Below are 18,041 nucleotides of genomic sequence, written 5' to 3'. Positions count from 1 at the left end.
TAATCAAAGGCGCTTTACACTACCCGCGTTGCCAATTGTTAAATTTTGAATGCAGGGTGTTAAGTTGTTGCGATTAAAGTTTGTGTTGATACTCAACACTATTTTTAGTTCCACGTTGTGGGCTAATCAGGGGGCAAATTCAGACGCTCAGTCTTTAGGTTGCGTAACAACCCACTATCCTCCTTACACCATATTCAACGAAGATGAGCCGCCATCCGGCAGAGACATCGGTTTACTTGAAGGATTGGCAAATGCAATGGGATGGAAGATAGAATTTATTGATATTCCCTGGGGTAGATTAAAACGTTCAATCACCACAGCCCCGTTTCAATGCTATTTTTCATTAGCCAATATCGAAAACAGAAGCGACCACCTAGCCTTTTCCAGCGTGCCACTTCACGTTACGCAGTATGCCCTGTTCTACCGTAATTCGCTGAGTGAAAAGCAATTACAAAACTGGCGCGGTTTGCGTATTGGCGGTGTCAGAGGGATCACCGTTTCTGACAAGTTCATTCATCAGTACAATATTGAACCCAACGATTTTATATATCTGGACTCGAATGAAAGCCTGGTGGACATGCTGCAACTTGGCAGGATTGATGCATTTGTTACCAACCAGATTGTTGGCAACATGCTAACCCGGCATCACGTGGATATTTCGTCTTTTGTTATTTCTGCGCTGGACGTGCCTGTATATCTTGCGGTTGATAAATCGCTCGATATCGACATGTCGGTAGTAGACAAAATACTTACTGAACTGGTTAATGAACAACAAAAAGAAATGGCGAATAATTAAGTCGCAGATGCGACAGCAGGTACGCAACACCGCGTACCTGTAAAAATGTGGTATTAGTGCTGTGTAAGATGCGACACCGCCCCAACAACCAGTTCCGCACCGTCTTGTATTTCCTGAATAACGGCTTGTGTTTCTTGTAACTTTAACTGCGCTTCAATAGCACTTTGTTTACTGGCGTTGATAGAGTTAACGGCGGCTTCAGCTAACTGACTGTTCTCAGCTACCACCTTTACAATTTCATCCGTTGACTTCGTTGTTCTGAAAGCAAGCTCACGTACCTCATCAGCAACAACCGCAAAACCTCGGCCCTGGTCCCCCGCCCTGGCCGCTTCTATCGCAGCGTTAAGAGCCAGCAAATTGGTTTGATCGGCAATACCACCAATGGCCTGAATAATCTTACTGATTTCCTGAGACTGTTTATTCAGCGCATCAATACTTTGAGACGCCTCTGACATTTTCTGAACCAATTCAGACATCATTTCAGAGGTAGATTGCATCAACTGGTGACCACGGGTGGAGCTATCACCTGTTTGTCGGGAAGTTTCGTAGGCCATGTCGGCCGCTTCCGCCACCCTGCGCTCCTGCTCAACCTGCTCCGTAATGTCACTGGCGAATTTTACACAGCGGGTTAATTCGCCATAAGCATTAAAGATAGGGTTGTACGAGCCTTCAAGCCAGATTTCCCTGCCTTGTTTATTCACCCGTTTATAGCGGGACACAAAAAATTCACCGCTTTTTAATCGCTTCCAAAAATCGGCATACTTGGCACTTTCAGCCTCTTCGCGGGTACAAAATATCCGATGATGTTTACCTTTTACTTCGTCCAGCGAATATCCCATGGTTTGGCAAAAATTCTGGTTGGCATCCAACACAATACCGTCGATGGTAAATTCAATCACAGCAGTTGAACGCTTAATGGCCTTTATCATATTCTCATTAAGGCGCGAGGCATTAATTGTACGGGTTAAGTTATTGGCAAATAAATCAATTGAAAACGCTTTGCCCTGGGCATCGCATATAGGTTGCATAATCACTCTCAACCACAGGTGCTCTGGCGTGCCATTGTCAATTTCCACCGCACCCGACCAGTGTTGCTTTTCTGCAATGGCACGCTGTAGCTGTTTATAGTGTTCCGTAGCCCGTGCTTTAGGCGGCACTAACTCCAGAAACGGCAAGCCTATTAACGTTTGTTCCGACAAGCCTGTTTCACGTATAAAAAGCGCATTGGCTTCGGTTAGCTTCCCCTGCGTATTCATGGAAACATGTAACATCTCACTGCTCAGGCTTTCAAAAATCTGCTTATACACAGATAACTCACCCGACACTTTATTCAACTGCTCAGCTAACACCTTGCTTCTTGAAAACATCTATTCACTCCATGGATATCTCAGGTTAGCGCCAGCCTGAATACCATTATTATTCTGTAGGTAAATACGCTATACAAAGTTGTTATAGACAGAGCTAAATGGTGCCATGTTTGTATGACATATGAAAGGCGGAATTCAAAAAATCTTATATTAATTAGATATTTAAAATATATTACAAATCGCAACTAAGACGAATGGAGTGAGTGTCTGTGATTATTAAAAGCAGGTAAGACGGACTGAAAGACCGTCGTTTTACAACCAGTAGCGAGTATAAGCGGTTAGCCAGGAATTGGTATTAATGCACCGGTGCACCACTGTGAAATTTAAAATCTTCGTCTGGCGCAGAAATCAATTTCGCTTCAACGGATCGGAAAAACGCTACCCGCTCGGTAATATCCTTACCCGCAATCTCTTCTGCCAGGGTTAAATAATCCTGATAATGGCGCGCTTCAGAGCGTAGTAACGAGATATAAAAATCACCAAGGGGTTTATCTACATGCGGGGCCAACGCCGCAAATCGTTCGCAGGAACGCGCTTCAATAAATGCACCGCATATCAATTTATCAACCAATGCCGCCGGCTCATGGGTTTTCACATGTTGCAGTAAGCCTTTAGCGTAGCGGCTCGAACTGATAGTGTCGTAGGCAATGCCATAGCCTTCCATGATTTCAAGTACCTGATAAAAGTGATGCAACTCTTCTTTTATCAACAGTACCATTTTATCAATCAAATCCTGACCATAAGGCGTGCCTGATTTTGGGATCATGGATTTAGAGAGTTTTTCATGATTCGCCAGCGCCTTCCAATCCCCTACTTTTCGATATGTGAAATCCTCGAATGGCTTTAACCAAGCCAACAGCGCATCACCGCTTTCTTTATCAACTGCATAACGGCGGATCAAAAACATCGCTGATTGAGCTGCCTTAAGCTCACATACAAGATGATCCAATAACACAATAGGCAGATTTTCAGGTTTGGCGGCTTCTGCAACCCAGGCATGTGGCGTTTCACAGCCTAAAAAGGTTTTTATGGGGGCTAGTAACGATTGCAAAGGACTCTCTCTGTACACATTAAAACGCTGGCGAAGTGTATCACAGGAGCCTTTGGGTTCTAAGTGCTGTCGCCACTATTGTGCTGTTCCCATGTGATGAGTTTATTTACTCAAATAAAGCAGTTTGCCATTCGAGATCATTTTTTAACCAAAAGTGTTGACTTAAATTTGTACTTAGATAAGACTAAATGTAACAACAATGTTAAATAATTAACATTATTATAAATAATATGGTTAATAACAGACCAACCAGCCGGGAGGCATTATGATCCTAAATCACTTGTGGGGAATTTACACACACCCTAAAGAAGAATGGCAAACCATCGATAAGCGTCACGAAAATTACTTTTATGCACTCAGCCACATTGCTGTTATTGCGTTAATTCCAGCGATTATTGGTTATTATTCAGCTGCACATCTGGGATGGAGTATTGGTGCAGGTGACGTTATCAAGCTCACTCAGCAAAGCGCCATTACCATGAGTGTAGGCATGTACTTTGGTTTAATTGCAGGCGTAGTGCTACTGGCAATATTGATCCACGAACTGGCGAACGCATTTGATGCCGCGCCCACGTATACGCAATCACTGGAGCTTGCCGCATACACCGCAACGCCTCTGTTTATGGTGGGTTTCGCTGGTTTATATCCTGAATTGTGGTTCATTATGACCGTGGGTTTAGTTGGTTTGTCATACTCGGTATATCTGCTTTATTCAGGTGTGCCTATTCTGATGCACATTCCTGAAGAAAAAGGCTTTATCTACTCAAGTTCAGTAGTGACCTGTGGGCTGGTTTTGCTGGTAATTCTAATGGCCAGTACCGTCATTCTTTGGAGCATGGGCATGGGCCCGGTATATTCCCACTAACACCTCCTGACATAATTTGTTTACTGCATAAAAAAAGCCGTACTGAGTACGGCTTTTTCAATTCTGGTTAACCAACACACGCATCAGGCGTCCAGGTTATGCATTTCCAGATTCGACAACTCAGCCTGAATCACCGGAGCCTGACGGGCCTTTTCGCTTCGTGCTATGTCGATACGCTCCAGATACGATTGGTCAACATCACCCGTAATATAGTTACCGTCGAAAACCGAGGTTTCAAAGCGCTTGATCTGCGGGTTTTCCTGCTGAACAGCTTCTACCAAATCTTTGATATCCTGGAAAATCAGTCCGTCGGCCTGAATCAGATCAGAGATTTGGTCGATTTCACGGCCATAAGCAATGAGCTCATTTGCCGATGGCATGTCGATACCATACACGTTAGGGAAGCGAATCTCTGGTGCAGCAGACGCGAAGTAAACCTTCTTGGCACCCGACTCACGCGCCATCTCGATGATTTGCCCCGAGGTGGTTCCACGTACAATGGAGTCGTCTACCAGCAACACGTTTTTGCCTTTGAACTCAGAAGAAATAGCGTTCAGTTTACGGCGTACCGATTTTTTACGCATAGTTTGGCCAGGCATAATAAACGTGCGGCCGATATAGCGGTTTTTCACAAAGCCCTGACGGTAAGGCAGGTTCAGTGTGTTAGCGATTTGCAGCGCGATATCCATTGAAGTCTCAGGGATCGGGATCACCACGTCGATGTCTAAATCAGCCCATTGACGCGCGATTTTCTCGCCCAGCTTTTTGCCCATATTCACGCGTGACGCATACACCGAAATACCATCAATAAAGGAATCCGGGCGCGCAAAATACACAAACTCAAAAATACATGGCGACGTAACAGGATTTTCGGCACATTGCTGTGTAAAGAGTTCACCCTGCTCCGTAATAAATACCGCCTCACCTGGAGCAACGTCGCGAATGAATTTAAAGCCAACCGCATCAAGCGCAACACTCTCGGAGGCAACCATGTACTCGTCGCCCATTTCTGTTATGCGTTTACCTAACGCCAACGGACGAATACCGTGAGGGTCGCGAAACGCCACTAACCCCAAACCAATCACCGCAGCTGCCACTGCGTAAGCACCACGGATCTTATTGTGTACTTTGGTTACTACATCGAAGATGTCTTTTGGCGATACGGTGAGACCGGTAGTTTTGCTCTGAAGTTCGTGAGCAAAAATGTTTAACAGGATTTCGGAGTCAGACGTGGTATTCACGTGACGACGCGCTTTGCGGGCCACTTCTTCCTGGAGAATATGCGCATTGGTAAGGTTTCCATTGTGCGCAAAGGCAATACCAAATGGCGAATTAACATAAAACGGCTGCGCTTCTGCGGAGCTTGACGAGCCTGCAGTAGGATAGCGGCAATGACCAATACCCATATTGCCTGTTAACCGCTTCATATGACGCGTATGAAACACGTCTCTCACCAATCCATTGTCTTTACGCAGATTGAACACACCGTTATCGACGGTCATTATGCCTGCAGCATCCTGGCCACGATGCTGTAGCACGGTTAAACAGTCGTACAAGGACTGAGCAACCGGTGTTTTACCAACAATTCCGACAATACCACACATTTGGGTTACCTATTTTAAGCGGGAGTTAAAAAACTGGAGCTGTCTTTTACGTAGCTAAAAAACCACTCAATAATCACTGCAAATTCTGGCACCAGTACCGATTCCTCCCACCAGGTGGACGAAGCAGATGGCGTAAAGGTATCCAGAAAGAATAATAGCGCACTTACGATGAGAATGCCGCGTAATCCACCGAAAACCGCGCCCAGCGCACGGTCTGTGCCAGAAAGGCCGGTGGCTTCTACCAGCTGGCTGGTTACGTGATTGACCAGGGCGCCGAGAATAAGCGTTACCACAAATAACACGGCAATTGCGGCCCCATTTCGGATTAACTCATCGTTGATTCTGGTGAAGTACACCGCGAGGTCGGCGTAAAACTGGCTGGCGATAAAGAGCGCGGCAAACCATACCGCTAAAGAGATAGCTTCTTTTACAAAGCCGCGCACCAGACTAATTACAGTTGAGAGCGCGATCACACCGATTATTGCGTAATCCAGCCAATTCATCGTCGATATCTTACCTAGTAAGCGTTGCTCTGCGAAAATATACAGCACACCGCGTCGAATTCGCGCGCATTCTACCAGAAGTCAGAATGATTACCAGTGCAGCAATTTTACTCAGCAACAAAGTGGGATGGTCGATGCCCACTATACCGGAATTTTTCCTGCTTTTAGAACAACTTATTTAAGTAATTCAGACGAAAATACAATTACCCATTCACACTGAATGTGGTGACTTTGCCTTTTAGACCAGTGAGTTCCTGCAAATGTGGCAGCGCGGTCTCCAGCGCACTTTTATCCAGATTCGGCCCTACAAATACCTTGGTAAGCGGACCTGAACTTGTAATGATTGGTTTACTGAACGCCCGGTATCCCGCGTTTTCCAGTTTATCCAGTAATTGCTTAACATTTTTCTGGTGGCTGAAACTGCCAAGCTGAATGACCCACCCACTGCCACTTGATGCTTCATCAGGCGCTTCTACAACGGTTTGACGGGCTAAATCGTCGTTACTCGCCGAACTGGCTTCAGCGGTAACTACTTGCTCATTGGCGGCTACTGGCGGGTCCTGGGATTCGTCGTCCACCGCAATGTCATTTACAATTTCAACCGGGCGCTGTGTTGCCGCCGCAACGCGATCGGCAGGAAACGGCTCCGGATTCACGATGGGCTTTTGATTGGGGGCTGGCGGAACGTTTACGAACACATCCTGATTACTGGTTTTTCTGCCATCCAACATGTCGGGCAAAAAGATAACAGCCACTGCCACCAGAATGACGGTTCCCACTAGTCTGTTTTGTAACGCTGTCGCCACTGCGGCCTCACTCTGTTGTTATTTTAGTGTATTGTGCGGTAACGCTAAAATATCTGCAACAGTATGAAACGATCCTACTACCAATATTAACGCATCATTTCCTGCTTGTGCTTGTGTAGCTAGTGCCTGTGCGGCGTAAAATGCGTCGGTTACATGAGCAAACTGCTGTTGAGTCTGACCAACGGGTACAGCCTTACTCAGCGCTTCAGCAGACAGTCCTCGGGGGCCTTCGGTTGATGCTACATACCAGACTGGATTAAAAGGCGCGAATGGCGCTAAAGATGGCCCGAGGGCTTTGTCTTTCAGCATGGCCATCACAATGTGAAGCGATGTGAATGACTGTTTTGTGAGCCACGTAGCAAGCGATTCTGTGGCCTGAGGGTTGTGGCCCACATCCAGATACGTTTTAGGTTGTGTTGCAATAAGTTGTCGCCTACCCGGCAACCTGGTATTGGCCACAACGTCTGCTAGCGCAGCATCATCGAATGTGTATCCCAGGTGATGTAGCGTAGCAAAAGCAGTGGCAACGTTATTTGCGGGGATCACCGTATCCGGCAGCGCGATAGTGCGGCCATCGGGGTGCAATAACAGCAATCCTTGCGCAGTTTCGCTAATTGAAAAGTCTTTGCCTTGCCACAGCGCGTTTGCTTGCTTTTGCTTTACCGCATCGATGAGCGTTTCAGGCGGCTGTGGTTCACCAATCACAACCTTGCCAGTTTGCCGTATAATGCCGGCCTTTTCTGTTGCAATTTTCTCGCGGGTATCGCCCAGCCAATCCTGGTGGTCCAGGCCAATGCTGGTGATCACCGCGCAATCTGTTTCCACAATGTTAGTGGCATCTAACCGACCGCCCAACCCCACTTCCAGGATCACCACATCAAGCTCTGCCTGCATTAACATTAGCATGGCGGCCAGTGTGCCAAACTCAAAATAGGTCAGGCTGATACTGCCCCTCGCCTTTTCTACCTGTTGGAAAGCAGTGCAAAACACGGCCTCATCTGGCAATTCGCCTTGCACACGCACACGTTCGCGATAATCGAGTAAATGCGGGGAACTGTAAACCCCTACAGTTCTTCCACTGCGCAGCAGTGCTTGTTCCATAAGGGCACAGGTTGTGCCTTTACCGTTGGTACCACCAACAATAACGACACGGGAATTAAAGTGAATATTCAGGGTGGCAGCGACCTGCTTAACCCTGTCCAGTCCCATGTCGATAGCCGTGGGATGGATGGATTCCAGGTACGCTAACCACTGAGTCAGTGTGCGAGACGTTGTCATATTTAGTCGCGACTACAGACTAGTCTGGACGATGTAACTTACTGAGTACGCTATGCAGTTTATCGCGCATTTCCCGGCGATCCACAATCATGTCAATGGCGCCTTTCTCCAGCAGGAACTCACTGCGCTGGAAGCCTTCTGGTAGCTTTTCACGCACGGTTTGTTCGATAACACGCGGGCCAGCAAAGCCAATTAACGCTTTAGGTTCGGCTACGTTGATGTCGCCTAGCATGGCCAGACTCGCAGATACACCACCCATCGTAGGGTCGGTCATAACTGAGATGTAAGGCAGGCCCTTTTCACTTAGCTTAGCCAGTGCTGCCGACGTTTTAGCCATTTGCATGAGCGAAAGCAGGGCTTCCTGCATACGTGCACCACCACTTGCAGAGAAACAAATCAATGGGCATTTGTTTTTGATGGCGGCGTTAACCGCAGCGACAAATCGCGCACCCACAACCGATGCCATCGAACCGCCCATAAAAGCAAATTCGAAGCTGGCTACTACCACCGGCATGCCTTTTAGTTTGCCTTTCATTACAATCAACGCGTCTTTTTCGTTGGTTGATTTTTGTGCTGCAACGATGCGGTCTTTATACCGTTTGGAATCCTTAAACTTGAGGATATCCTGCGGCTCCAGTTCCGTAGCCAGTTCTTTGCGATCGCCTATATCTAAGAAAGCATCCAGACGTTTACGAGCAGTAATTCGCATGTGATTATCGCATTTCGGACACACTTCAAGCAGCTTTTCCAGCTCTTGTTTGTAAAGTACCGCCTGACAGCCAGTACATTTTGTCCAAATCCCCTCAGGTACATTGCCTTTGGTAGACGTTTGTGTTTTTGGAAGAATTTTTTGAATCCAGCTCATGCCAGAGAGTTCCTTTTTTAAGCCCATCACTGCTGCGCTTTTTACTGATTGTTAGTGCCAGCCGTAACAGGATTGATGAATTTTTAACTAATAACGGATTTACCGAAATATGGCGACATATTAGAGCATATTCAACGCAATAGCGAAAAGTAAAACTGGTCTTAGAAGTTAACCCGGTAAAAATAACGGCCCAAGTGGCTGCTCAGGCAAGCCAAACGCCTCGGGATAATCTACTTTAACCAGATAGAGTCCATTTGGCTTCGCAGTTGCGGCAGATTGCGTACGATCGCGGCCAGCAAGCAAGGTAGCGATCCAATTTACCGGTTGATAACCGGAGCCAATCTCTACCAGTGAACCAACAATATTTCGCACCATGTGATGTAAAAACGCATTGGCACTGATATCTACCACCACAAAAGCACCATGGCGGGTCACTGACACATGGGTAACGTTGCGAAACGGCGTTTTCGACTGACACAGCGCAGCTCGGAAGGCGCTGAAATCCTGTTCACCCAATAATGCCTGAGCTGCTTCATGCATGAGCGCTTCGTTTAACGGACGATGAATATGCGTGATGCCCTTTTCTAATATTGCCGGACGCATTTTGTGATTGTAGATAACATAACGGTAGCGTCTGCCGGTGGCAGAGAAACGCGCATTAAAATCATCTGGCACATAACAGCACCATTTTACCGCAATCGACGAGGGCAAATTGGCATTCACTCCCATGGTCCAGGCTTTAACCGGTCGCTCGGCATCGAAATCAAAATGCACAACCTGACCGGTTGCGTGTACACCAGCATCGGTTCTGCCTGCACATTGCACTTCAATGGGGGTATTCGCTACCGTAGACAGGGCTTTTTCCAAATGTTCCTGAACACTTGGCACTTCCCGCTGACGTTGCCAGCCAAAATGTTGTGCGCCATCGTATTCGATACCTAGTGCAATTCGTGTCATGTGTATACAGCAATAATTATACGGGGGCGTAAGTGTATTATAAGGCGTTCGAAGGGGCAATTTTGCAGGGAAGAAAAGCCCTTCCCTGCGAATATTTACTGCTTATTTTCTGAAATCGGTATCGCTGCTGGTGGCAAAGTAGGCAAACAGCGTATAAATAGTGGTATTCACTTTTAACGCGTCCTGCTCCACTTTATCGAGCGTATCGTTTTCAGTGTGGTGAAAATCAAAGTAATCCAGGCCATCTGGCGCAAAATTAACAGCCGGTTGGCCAGCTTTGCCTAATAGGCTCATGTCTGACTGCCCTTTTGCGGTATTGGTAGAGGCCAATGCCACCCCCATTGGTGCCAGGTATTCAGCAAGATCGCGAATTGCATTGAGTGCCGTTGGACCAACGCCGGGTTCCATTTTATAAATAGCGCCATTGCCGAAATCCCACTCTGCCCCAATAACATGTTGCGCCATATCACCGGCGTGGCGTTTCACATAATCTTCTGCACCAACCAGACCCACTTCTTCGGCGGCAAATAAAATCACCCTTAATGTCCGGGCCGGACGCTCTGGTAACGTGGCAATATAATGGCCGGCTGCCATTATGATGCCCATCCCAATCCCATCGTCAATCGCGCCGGTTCCTACGTCCCAACTGTCGATATGCGCACCAAGGGTAACCACCTCATTGGGTTTGCTGCTGCCGGTAACATCGCCAATGACATTTGCAATAGTGACGGTTTTTCCTGTTGGACCACTGGCATTCGTGTTAATGGTGAACGAAATGGGCTGATTGCGGCTAAACATATTTTCCAGCAAATCGGCATCCGGATTAGAAATAGCGATGGCCGGAATCTTGGGTTGAGCGTCGTCGTAACGCATCACGCCGGTATGGCCAATGCGGTTGGAATCGGTACCTACCGAGCGCATTAAAAACGCCACTGCGCCTTTACTGGCGGCAGCAGATGCGCCTGCGACACGTGCGCCTACGGCCTTACCATAACCATGCCCGTCGATATGACGCTCCATTTTGTAACCAACGTAAGCAATTTTGCCTTTCAGGCTGCCTGCTGGCGCAGCCTGAAGCGCCGCTAAATCTTCAAAATGCACAACGTCAGCCGTTAACGGTTTGCCATTGGTGCCCACGCTGCCACCCAACGCCAGTCCAACTACTTTATGCGGAAATGGTGCATTGATTTGGAGTGTTAAGTCACCGCGCTGCCATAGCTGAGCCTGACTTTCTTCAATCCATACCTTGTCGAATCCCAGCGACTTGAGCTTTTTAACAGCCCATTCGGTAGCGAGATCTGAACCAGGTGTACCTACCATTCGCGGTCCTACTTCAGTGGTCAGCGATTCAATCAGTGAATACGACAACGTATCTTGTTTTACGGTGGTGTTAATTGAGTCCATCACAGCCACTTGCTGTTCACTCAATGCGGCCGCGCTGCTCGCTGAAAAAATAGCACTGGTGATCCCCAATAGTGCTGCTGCCAGTGGACGTTTCATTGTTTTCATTTTTATTTTGTTACCTTATGCGTTTATGTGTTTAGCACCTGAGTCTATTGGTAGCAGATTTCGAAGCGAAAACAAAGCACCTGTCGACCGCTTAAGGTTAACCTGCGACAGGGCTATTCAGGCATTCAGGCTCAACTTACTGCGAGTGAGCATTCAATTTCATTACCGCCAGGAAGTCGGCAAAGGTGAGTCGGGCATCCACAGAATGAAACACGCGAATAGTTCTGTTGTTTAATTCCTCTGCGTAGGTGCCGTCAGCGTTTATCGCTCGGGCAAAGCGCATTTCGTTTAGGCTGCTTTGGGTAGACAACGCAGTGAATGTCACCAGTGGATGGTCTCCCATTGTGAGTGATCCCCCCATATCTACAAAAGGTGGCAGATGGGTGTACTGGTTGTACAGCCATTCGGTTGAGGGTGATATGGGTTTGAAGTCCAGACGCATTTCCGCCACCGAATATTGCATTTGGCGATAGGCACTCACAGGAATTTGCCAAACAGGGACGTAGGTTTGCTCAATGACATATTTTGCAGCCTGTAAATCGGTTGCTAAATTGTATTCATGTTCACCCTTTGGGTAATCGCCACCACCAATCCAAATGACTGTCATGCGTTTTGCAATATCCGGCGCAAGCTTTAACGCTTCAGCCAGGTTGGTAAGTGGGCCGCCGCAGGTGAAAAACAGCGGTAGTTCACTGTCTTTCATGGCTTCATCCACGATGGCTCTTGCTGCAGCGGAAGGCGCCTGATGCTGCCTTTCCAAGTAATCAAATCCATACGCAACAGGGATTTGCTCGAGGTTGAGCAATCTCAGTAACGCTGTTGCTTTTTGCGCGCCAGCCTGAGCGGTGTCCTCTGTACCGTAGGTGAATTTTGCAAGGTTCGGATCAAGCCCGGTTACCGTTATTAGTACCGGTTGTGTTTTTTTGCTCAGAACCTGATGGGCAAGTGCGGCAAGGCCATCCGGATCACCTGCGAAGTCGTTATCGATAATTACCCTGGCGCTGGCGCGCTGAATGATGAAACTTTCTTCAGCCTTAGAGCCTGTGCAAAAAAGTGCGGCAAACAGTAAAGATGTTCGCACCACAGTATTAAATAACATTTTCATTTCGTTGTCATTGTTGTTAACCAGTTTGTAACGAAAGTGTGCGATGGGAATGCACAAACGTAAAATAGGCATTTTTTGGCAGCCTATATATTTAATCTATGGTTATTCGGGTATTCGGTGTTGATCGGATAATTTGAAATTATTCTGAGCATATCTGATGCGCGCAGTAATATCCTTCATCCCTGAAACGCGCAACTTCACCCATCATCTCTGAAACGCAAAGCGTTGTCAGGGATCTTGCTGATACTTGCAACAGTGGCTGAAACATCTGGCTTCGCAATGAGGTCCCCGACATTTGCTTCGCAAATTCGGGGATGACGGGGAATCGGTATTTAGGGATGACGGGGAATCGGTATTCGGGGATGACGCGCTGAAGTCCCCGAGGCTGACGATTAAAAGGAATCAGGATTCCAGTGCTTTTAGTAATTCTGTGGCTTCAGCTTTCTGAGTGTCAGACCCTTTATCCATTACTTCAGTAAGCAGTTCTCTGGCCGCTTCAGGATCGTCCATTTCGATATACACTCTGGCTAAATCCAGATTGGCGTTCTGACCGGCGTCTTTGTCGATATCAAATACGTCATCATCGTCACTTACGCCGCTGAATTCAGATAAGCTAACGTCTAAATCAAGCTCACGCTCGGATTGGTCTTCGTCGGTGGCATCTGATTCTGCCATCAGTGTTTCTACATCCACGAAGTCATCTTCAATAGAAGCGTCGATTGGATCGCTGTCCTGAACTTCAGTTAAATCGTCAGAAGCACTGTCTTCGGTTGGTTTAGCACCGCCCTCACTAAACAACGCCTGTAAATCTAAATCCGGGTTTTCCAGTTTGAAGTTTTTAAGCGCTTTGTCTTCATTTTCTTCGTTATCGATGGCGCCTAATAATTCATCGAATTCGCTGTTATCAAGCTCGTCCAGAATCGCAGCTTCTTCGCCACTTTCATCGTTCAACCAGTCATCAAGGCCCGGCACATCATCGAGCTCATCAATATCAGCGCGATAACGTTCGGTGTCGTCCTGTTCACCGGGTAGCACGCCATCCTGTTCCTGCTCTAACTCAAAATTGTCCAGCTCTTTCTCAAAGTCATCCAGCGCCTGCCCCAACAAATCATCGTCAAAGTCGTCTTTGGCGTTGGATGCACTGTTACCAGTTTGCTCAGAGAACGATGGAATATCGTCCATCATTTGCTTGTCAAAATCGGCAAGGGCTTTTTCAAATGCGGCTTCGCCGGTTAATTCTTCTTCGCTATCTGTATCGATTTGCGCATGTGTTGCCTCACTAACTTGTGAGGCAGCAATGGCTTGTTCTTCCGCCAGCGCATCAGCTCTGTCAAGCTCATCCAGTTCCTCCAGAATGGCTTTAGTGAGGTCCTCTTCTACTTCGTGCGAATCGGTATCGTCAGATATGTGATCATCAGTCTCTGAAAGTTCGCTCTCTGATTCCTCTTCAAGCACTTCTTCGCCATCAACTGGCAACTCACTCTCGACTTCGTCCGACCCTGCATCCAACATTTCAGCAGGCTCATCTTCTGTTTCAACTGACTCAAGCTCAGCCAGTAATTCATCTGTTAGCGCGTCATCCGGTAATTCTTCGTTGTCGAACTCGCTAGCTGCATCCTCAGATTTAGACTCAGAGATATCGTCGAGGTCTGCATCAAGTTCAGCCAGTAACTCATCTGTTAGCGGATCGTCCAACAATTCGTCGGTGAAATCGTCATCAACGTCAATATCTGCTTCGTCTTCACTGACAGGTTCGGAATCAAACTCACCCAATTCCTGCAACAGTTCATCTGTCAGGTCATCTGATACATCATCTTCGAAATTCTCTTCATCGATGTCCTCCACAGGGGGTTCCGGCAATGGCGTAATCTCGATGTCATCATCGTCTGGTAATTCAGCTTCCAGTTCAGCAAGCAATTCATCTGACAAAGGATCGTCGAATACATCCGCATTTTCGATATCATCAACATTGATTTCATCGAGGTCGTCCGCTAAGTCATCAATACTCTGCAACCGAGACTCAACGTCACTCTGCGGATTTGAGCTATTTGGAACGAACTCATCCTCAAGTTCCTCTTCGTCCAAATCGCCAGCCAGGTCGCCCATCATCTCAATCTGTTCGATTTCGTTAATGATACTGTCGGTCAGGCGATCCAGCGCTTGTGCCTGCTGTGATATTTCCTCATCAAGTTTACCCAGCATATCTTCGCTTACCGGGCCGTCATCGACGGGTAACGAGGCTTTATCTTCGGCAGTTGGCTTATTTGCCTCTAACAAATCATCAATAGAGATTTCTGGTTTATCATCAATATCGTCGTTAGCGGGACTTTCAATAGCGGGGGCTAGATCAGGTTCATCTTCATCAAACGCTGAATCAAGGTCGAAGTCTGCTTCATCAGACCCCTTTGCCGAGGCCTTTTCGGCATCAAGCAGGGCATCTATATCGTCAATATCGAAGTCATCATTAACAGAATTTGCTGCCAGCAGCGCATCAATATCGTCTTCAGAGTCGATGGTATCTGTTTCAGATTTATACACCTGCTGCGGGTCTTCTAATAACGCGGCCAGTTCTTCATCACTGGTTTGATCTTCACCTGAGGCAGCTAAATCTTTGTCATCCGCTTCCGTGAAGTCAGCTAACTCGGAGGCTTGTTGTTCAGACTCAAAATCTTCCAACAAATCATCATCAGCCGATAAATCAATGGCGTCATCATCAGGGTCGTCAGCAAATTCATCGTCGAAGAGACTATCCAGTTCATCCTGATCAAGCTCGCTATCGCCCTCTTCAAACGGATCATGATCATCTGGTACCAACATGTCGTCGTTGAGTTCTGCAAACGAATCATCGTCGTTCAGCGAGGATTCAAGCTCAGTAGACAGCACATCATCCAGCAAGTCGTCATCATTGAAAAGTTCTTCATCAGAGAGTTCATTATCGTCCAATCCTCCGTCTATTGCGGTAGATAGATCAGCAATGCCTTCATCGACTTCCGGCTTTTTCTTTTCCGGAAGCTTAATGCCCGGCTCTTCCGGGGCAGACTTGCGTTTCATTAACCACACGGCAAGGCCTGCAATAAATGATAAACTTAACAGCGCCGTTCCAGCTATCATTGCCATTGGACTGGTTAACATGGCGGTAAGTGAACTGGCTTGTTCAGCTTGTTTAGCTGCGCGATCGCTCAACAGGATTTCCTTCAATTCCCGTTGTAGCGCTAACTGCTCTTCTACCTTGCTCTCAACTTCAACATCTACCCTGCCGCGCAGCGATTCTAAATCAACATTTATTTTTTCGATGCGGTCATAGAGTTTGCGATTGTCATCCAGTAACGCTTGCACGCTATCAATGGACATGGCGAACTGATTGCGCAGTTCCTCAAATTGACGAGCCTGAGACTGATCAATTTGCACTAATTGTTTTTCTAATTCGGATTTGGTTTGTGTGAGGTCATCCTGATTCACCAAAGGCACAGGTGGCTTCAGGTTTTTCAGGCTGTCACCTGGCTTAGATTCCATTCGAGCCCAGGCAGCATCGTCAGCCTCGGCTTTCTGACGCGCTTTAACGGGATCAATTCTGGCTATGTAGCGATCGGAGGGCAGTTTTAGCACAGCGCCGTCTACCATCAGATTGATATTTTGTTGTTCAAAGGCGTCGGGGTTGAGCTCATAAATAGCAACCATAACCTGATAAATCGACAGGTTCTGGTTCTGACGGTAGCGATTAGCTATACGCCACAGGGTGTCCTGAGAATCAATGGGACCGTACACCGCACCAGAGTACTGGTCGGTGGCATTTTTTGGCCCACGTAACGGCGTGGTTTGCGCTGAAACGGGATCGCTAACAATGCCGCATAGCATTATTAGTAATAACCAGCCCGTTAAATGCAATTTCATAGCGTTCCTTTATGCCCTCAAGCGCTGCGCAGACACAATACTGGATTGTCTGCACCCGCACACTCAACTGCGTTAACGTTTGTTGAGTGAGATTGTTGTTATTCTGGCAATCGCCCTGGTTTATTGGGTAATAACGACTTTGCTAGCGCCAGCAAATACCGCTATTTTGCTCTGTTCATCTCGAAGCAATAAAGTGAGCAATTCACTCATTGCGTTATTCATAAAATATAAACCAGTTGGTCGGGTCGATCTAGGGAATGTTGCATCCACATCACCAAAGCCCGGGCATTTTACCTTTATCACTAGTACGCCGGTAGGCCATCCGCAAAGTAAATGCAGACCATGCCATACCGGTGCAAACAGCAAGCTCTGGTTTATTATCGACCAAACTTACTATAAGTTTATTAAATTTGTCAGCAAGTTAGGTTAAAGGTAGTCGCGAATCAACACTTCAGCAATTTGAATACTGTTTGTGGCAGCACCTTTGCGAATGTTGTCTGACACTACCCACAAATTCAACCCTGATGGATGTGAAATGTCATTTCGTACTCGTCCAACATGAACCAAATCATTGCCACTGGCATTGCCAACCTGGGTTGGGAACTCGTCACGAGATTCATACAACTTCACGCCAGGTGCATCTGCCAACAGTTGTTTTGCGGCTTCTGCATCAATAGGCATACGGGTTTCTATATGGATGGCTTCGCCGTGCCCATAGAACACAGGTACCCGTACCGCAGTGGCATTCACCAGAATGCTATCGTCACCCATGATTTTCTGTGTTTCCCACACCATTTTCATTTCTTCTTTGGTGTAATCGTTATCCATAAATACATCGATTTGCGGAATAACGTTAAACGCGATCTGGCGGCTGAACGCTTGCGGGGTAATTTCACGGGAATTCATCAAACCTGCGGTTTGTTTGGCGAGCTCTTCCAAGGCAGATTTCCCTGCACCAGAGACCGACTGATAAGTACAAACGTTAATTCGCTCAATGCCAAACGCTTCGTGAAGTGGCTTCAGTGCCACGAGCATTTGAATGGTCGAACAGTTTGGATTAGCGATGATATTGCGATTGCGAAAATCTGCCAGCGCATGAGCGTTAACTTCTGGCACCACCAACGGAATATCAGGCTCGTAACGAAACTGGGATGTGTTATCAATCACCACACAACCGGCGTCAGCAGCGATGGGAGCATACTTAGCAGACACACTACCACCCGCAGAAAAAAAGGCGATTTGGACCAAAGACCAATCGAATGTCTCTGCATCCAGAACTTCTACATCTTCTCCCTTAAACGTAATGGTGCCGCCTGCTGAGCGTTCGCTCGCAAGGGGAAACAGTTCAGCAACCGGGAATTTCCGTTGCTCGAGCAGCTCAATCATGGTTTGTCCAACCAGACCTGTGGCACCCAACACGGCTACGTTAAAGGCTTGTGACATA

14 protein-coding genes are annotated in these 18,041 nt (G+C 47.2%); 2 read left to right on the top strand and 12 right to left on the bottom strand.

The features are described from left to right. Positions 1–64: 64 nt before the first annotated feature. Positions 65–796: an ABC transporter substrate-binding protein gene (locus FJ444_RS03740; RefSeq protein WP_181405051.1), complete on the top strand. Its 732-nt coding sequence runs from the start codon at positions 65–67 to the stop codon at positions 794–796. A gap of 53 nt (positions 797–849) precedes the next feature. Here FJ444_RS03740 and FJ444_RS21705 read toward each other — a convergent pair whose 3' ends face one another. Beyond that, positions 850–2,163, bottom strand: a complete 1,314-nt coding sequence (locus tag FJ444_RS21705) for a PAS domain-containing methyl-accepting chemotaxis protein (RefSeq protein ID WP_140956586.1) — start codon at positions 2,161–2,163, stop codon at positions 850–852. Positions 2,164–2,458: 295 nt separating this feature from the next. Then, positions 2,459–3,214: a tRNA isopentenyl-2-thiomethyl-A-37 hydroxylase MiaE gene (gene miaE, locus FJ444_RS03730; RefSeq protein WP_140956585.1), complete on the bottom strand. Its 756-nt coding sequence runs from the start codon at positions 3,212–3,214 to the stop codon at positions 2,459–2,461. Positions 3,215–3,479: 265 nt separating this feature from the next. Between miaE and FJ444_RS03725 the strand changes: the two genes are divergently transcribed. Then, complete coding sequence (locus FJ444_RS03725) at positions 3,480–4,079, top strand: Yip1 family protein (RefSeq protein ID WP_140956584.1); 600 nt, start codon at positions 3,480–3,482, stop codon at positions 4,077–4,079. An 83-nt stretch (positions 4,080–4,162) separates the two neighbouring features. On the opposite strand, the gene purF is transcribed toward FJ444_RS03725, so the two are convergent. The 10 genes from purF to FJ444_RS03675 form a co-directional block, all read right to left on the bottom strand. Continuing rightward, entirely contained in the window at positions 4,163–5,683 is a 1,521-nt protein-coding gene (purF, locus tag FJ444_RS03720) for an amidophosphoribosyltransferase (RefSeq protein WP_140956583.1), read from the bottom strand. Between the two features lie 14 nt (positions 5,684–5,697). Continuing rightward, positions 5,698–6,186: a CvpA family protein gene (locus FJ444_RS03715; protein WP_140956582.1), complete on the bottom strand. Its 489-nt coding sequence runs from the start codon at positions 6,184–6,186 to the stop codon at positions 5,698–5,700. Between the two features lie 203 nt (positions 6,187–6,389). Further along, positions 6,390–6,992, bottom strand: a complete 603-nt coding sequence (locus FJ444_RS03710; RefSeq protein ID WP_140956581.1) for an SPOR domain-containing protein — start codon at positions 6,990–6,992, stop codon at positions 6,390–6,392. Positions 6,993–7,010: 18 nt separating this feature from the next. Further along, on the bottom strand, positions 7,011–8,270 hold the full coding sequence (gene folC / locus FJ444_RS03705) for a bifunctional tetrahydrofolate synthase/dihydrofolate synthase (protein ID WP_140956580.1): 1,260 nt from the start codon (positions 8,268–8,270) through the stop codon (positions 7,011–7,013). 19 nt (positions 8,271–8,289) lie between these two features. Next, positions 8,290–9,135, bottom strand: coding sequence for an acetyl-CoA carboxylase, carboxyltransferase subunit beta (accD, locus tag FJ444_RS03700; protein WP_140956579.1), 846 nt, complete (start codon positions 9,133–9,135; stop codon positions 8,290–8,292). A 168-nt stretch (positions 9,136–9,303) separates the two neighbouring features. Beyond that, on the bottom strand, positions 9,304–10,092 hold the full coding sequence (gene truA, locus FJ444_RS03695; protein ID WP_140956578.1) for a tRNA pseudouridine(38-40) synthase TruA: 789 nt from the start codon (positions 10,090–10,092) through the stop codon (positions 9,304–9,306). Positions 10,093–10,194: 102 nt separating this feature from the next. Next, positions 10,195–11,601, bottom strand: a complete 1,407-nt coding sequence (locus FJ444_RS03690; protein WP_140956577.1) for a M28 family peptidase — start codon at positions 11,599–11,601, stop codon at positions 10,195–10,197. Positions 11,602–11,737: 136 nt separating this feature from the next. Next, positions 11,738–12,706 carry a nucleoside hydrolase gene (locus tag FJ444_RS03685; protein ID WP_181405050.1) on the bottom strand — a complete coding sequence of 323 codons (969 nt, stop codon included), beginning with the start codon at positions 12,704–12,706 and terminating at the stop codon, positions 11,738–11,740. A 402-nt stretch (positions 12,707–13,108) separates the two neighbouring features. Next, on the bottom strand, positions 13,109–16,597 hold the full coding sequence (locus tag FJ444_RS03680; protein WP_140956575.1) for a FimV/HubP family polar landmark protein: 3,489 nt from the start codon (positions 16,595–16,597) through the stop codon (positions 13,109–13,111). Positions 16,598–17,023: 426 nt separating this feature from the next. Further along, the gene (locus FJ444_RS03675) at positions 17,024–18,040 is read right to left on the bottom strand and encodes an aspartate-semialdehyde dehydrogenase (protein ID WP_140956574.1); all 1,017 of its coding nucleotides are present in this window, start codon (positions 18,038–18,040) and stop codon (positions 17,024–17,026) included. Position 18,041 lies beyond the last annotated feature (1 nt).

It is taken from the genome of Aestuariibacter sp. GS-14, assembly GCF_006494365.1.
Classification (GTDB): domain Bacteria; phylum Pseudomonadota; class Gammaproteobacteria; order Enterobacterales; family Alteromonadaceae; genus Alteromonas; species Alteromonas mangrovi.
This window is presented reverse-complemented; position numbering and strand designations above follow the sequence as displayed.

What these genes read in the sequence shown, in the direction of transcription:
- FJ444_RS21705 (WP_140956586.1), bottom strand. Translation starts at nt 2,163, where the DNA reads ATGTTTTCAAGAAGCAAGGTGTTAGCTGAGCAGTTGAATAAAGTGTCG.
- FJ444_RS03725 (WP_140956584.1), top strand. Translation starts at nt 3,480, where the DNA reads ATGATCCTAAATCACTTGTGGGGAATTTACACACACCCTAAAGAAGAA.
- purF (WP_140956583.1), bottom strand. Translation starts at nt 5,683, where the DNA reads ATGTGTGGTATTGTCGGAATTGTTGGTAAAACACCGGTTGCTCAGTCC.
- FJ444_RS03715 (WP_140956582.1), bottom strand. Translation starts at nt 6,186, where the DNA reads ATGAATTGGCTGGATTACGCAATAATCGGTGTGATCGCGCTCTCAACT.
- folC (WP_140956580.1), bottom strand. Translation starts at nt 8,270, where the DNA reads ATGACAACGTCTCGCACACTGACTCAGTGGTTAGCGTACCTGGAATCC.
- accD (WP_140956579.1), bottom strand. Translation starts at nt 9,135, where the DNA reads ATGAGCTGGATTCAAAAAATTCTTCCAAAAACACAAACGTCTACCAAA.
- truA (WP_140956578.1), bottom strand. Translation starts at nt 10,092, where the DNA reads ATGACACGAATTGCACTAGGTATCGAATACGATGGCGCACAACATTTT.
- FJ444_RS03690 (WP_140956577.1), bottom strand. Translation starts at nt 11,601, where the DNA reads ATGAAAACAATGAAACGTCCACTGGCAGCAGCACTATTGGGGATCACC.
- FJ444_RS03685 (WP_181405050.1), bottom strand. Translation starts at nt 12,706, where the DNA reads ATGAAAATGTTATTTAATACTGTGGTGCGAACATCTTTACTGTTTGCC.
- FJ444_RS03680 (WP_140956575.1), bottom strand. Translation starts at nt 16,597, where the DNA reads ATGAAATTGCATTTAACGGGCTGGTTATTACTAATAATGCTATGCGGC.
- FJ444_RS03675 (WP_140956574.1), bottom strand. Translation starts at nt 18,040, where the DNA reads ATGTCACAAGCCTTTAACGTAGCCGTGTTGGGTGCCACAGGTCTGGTT.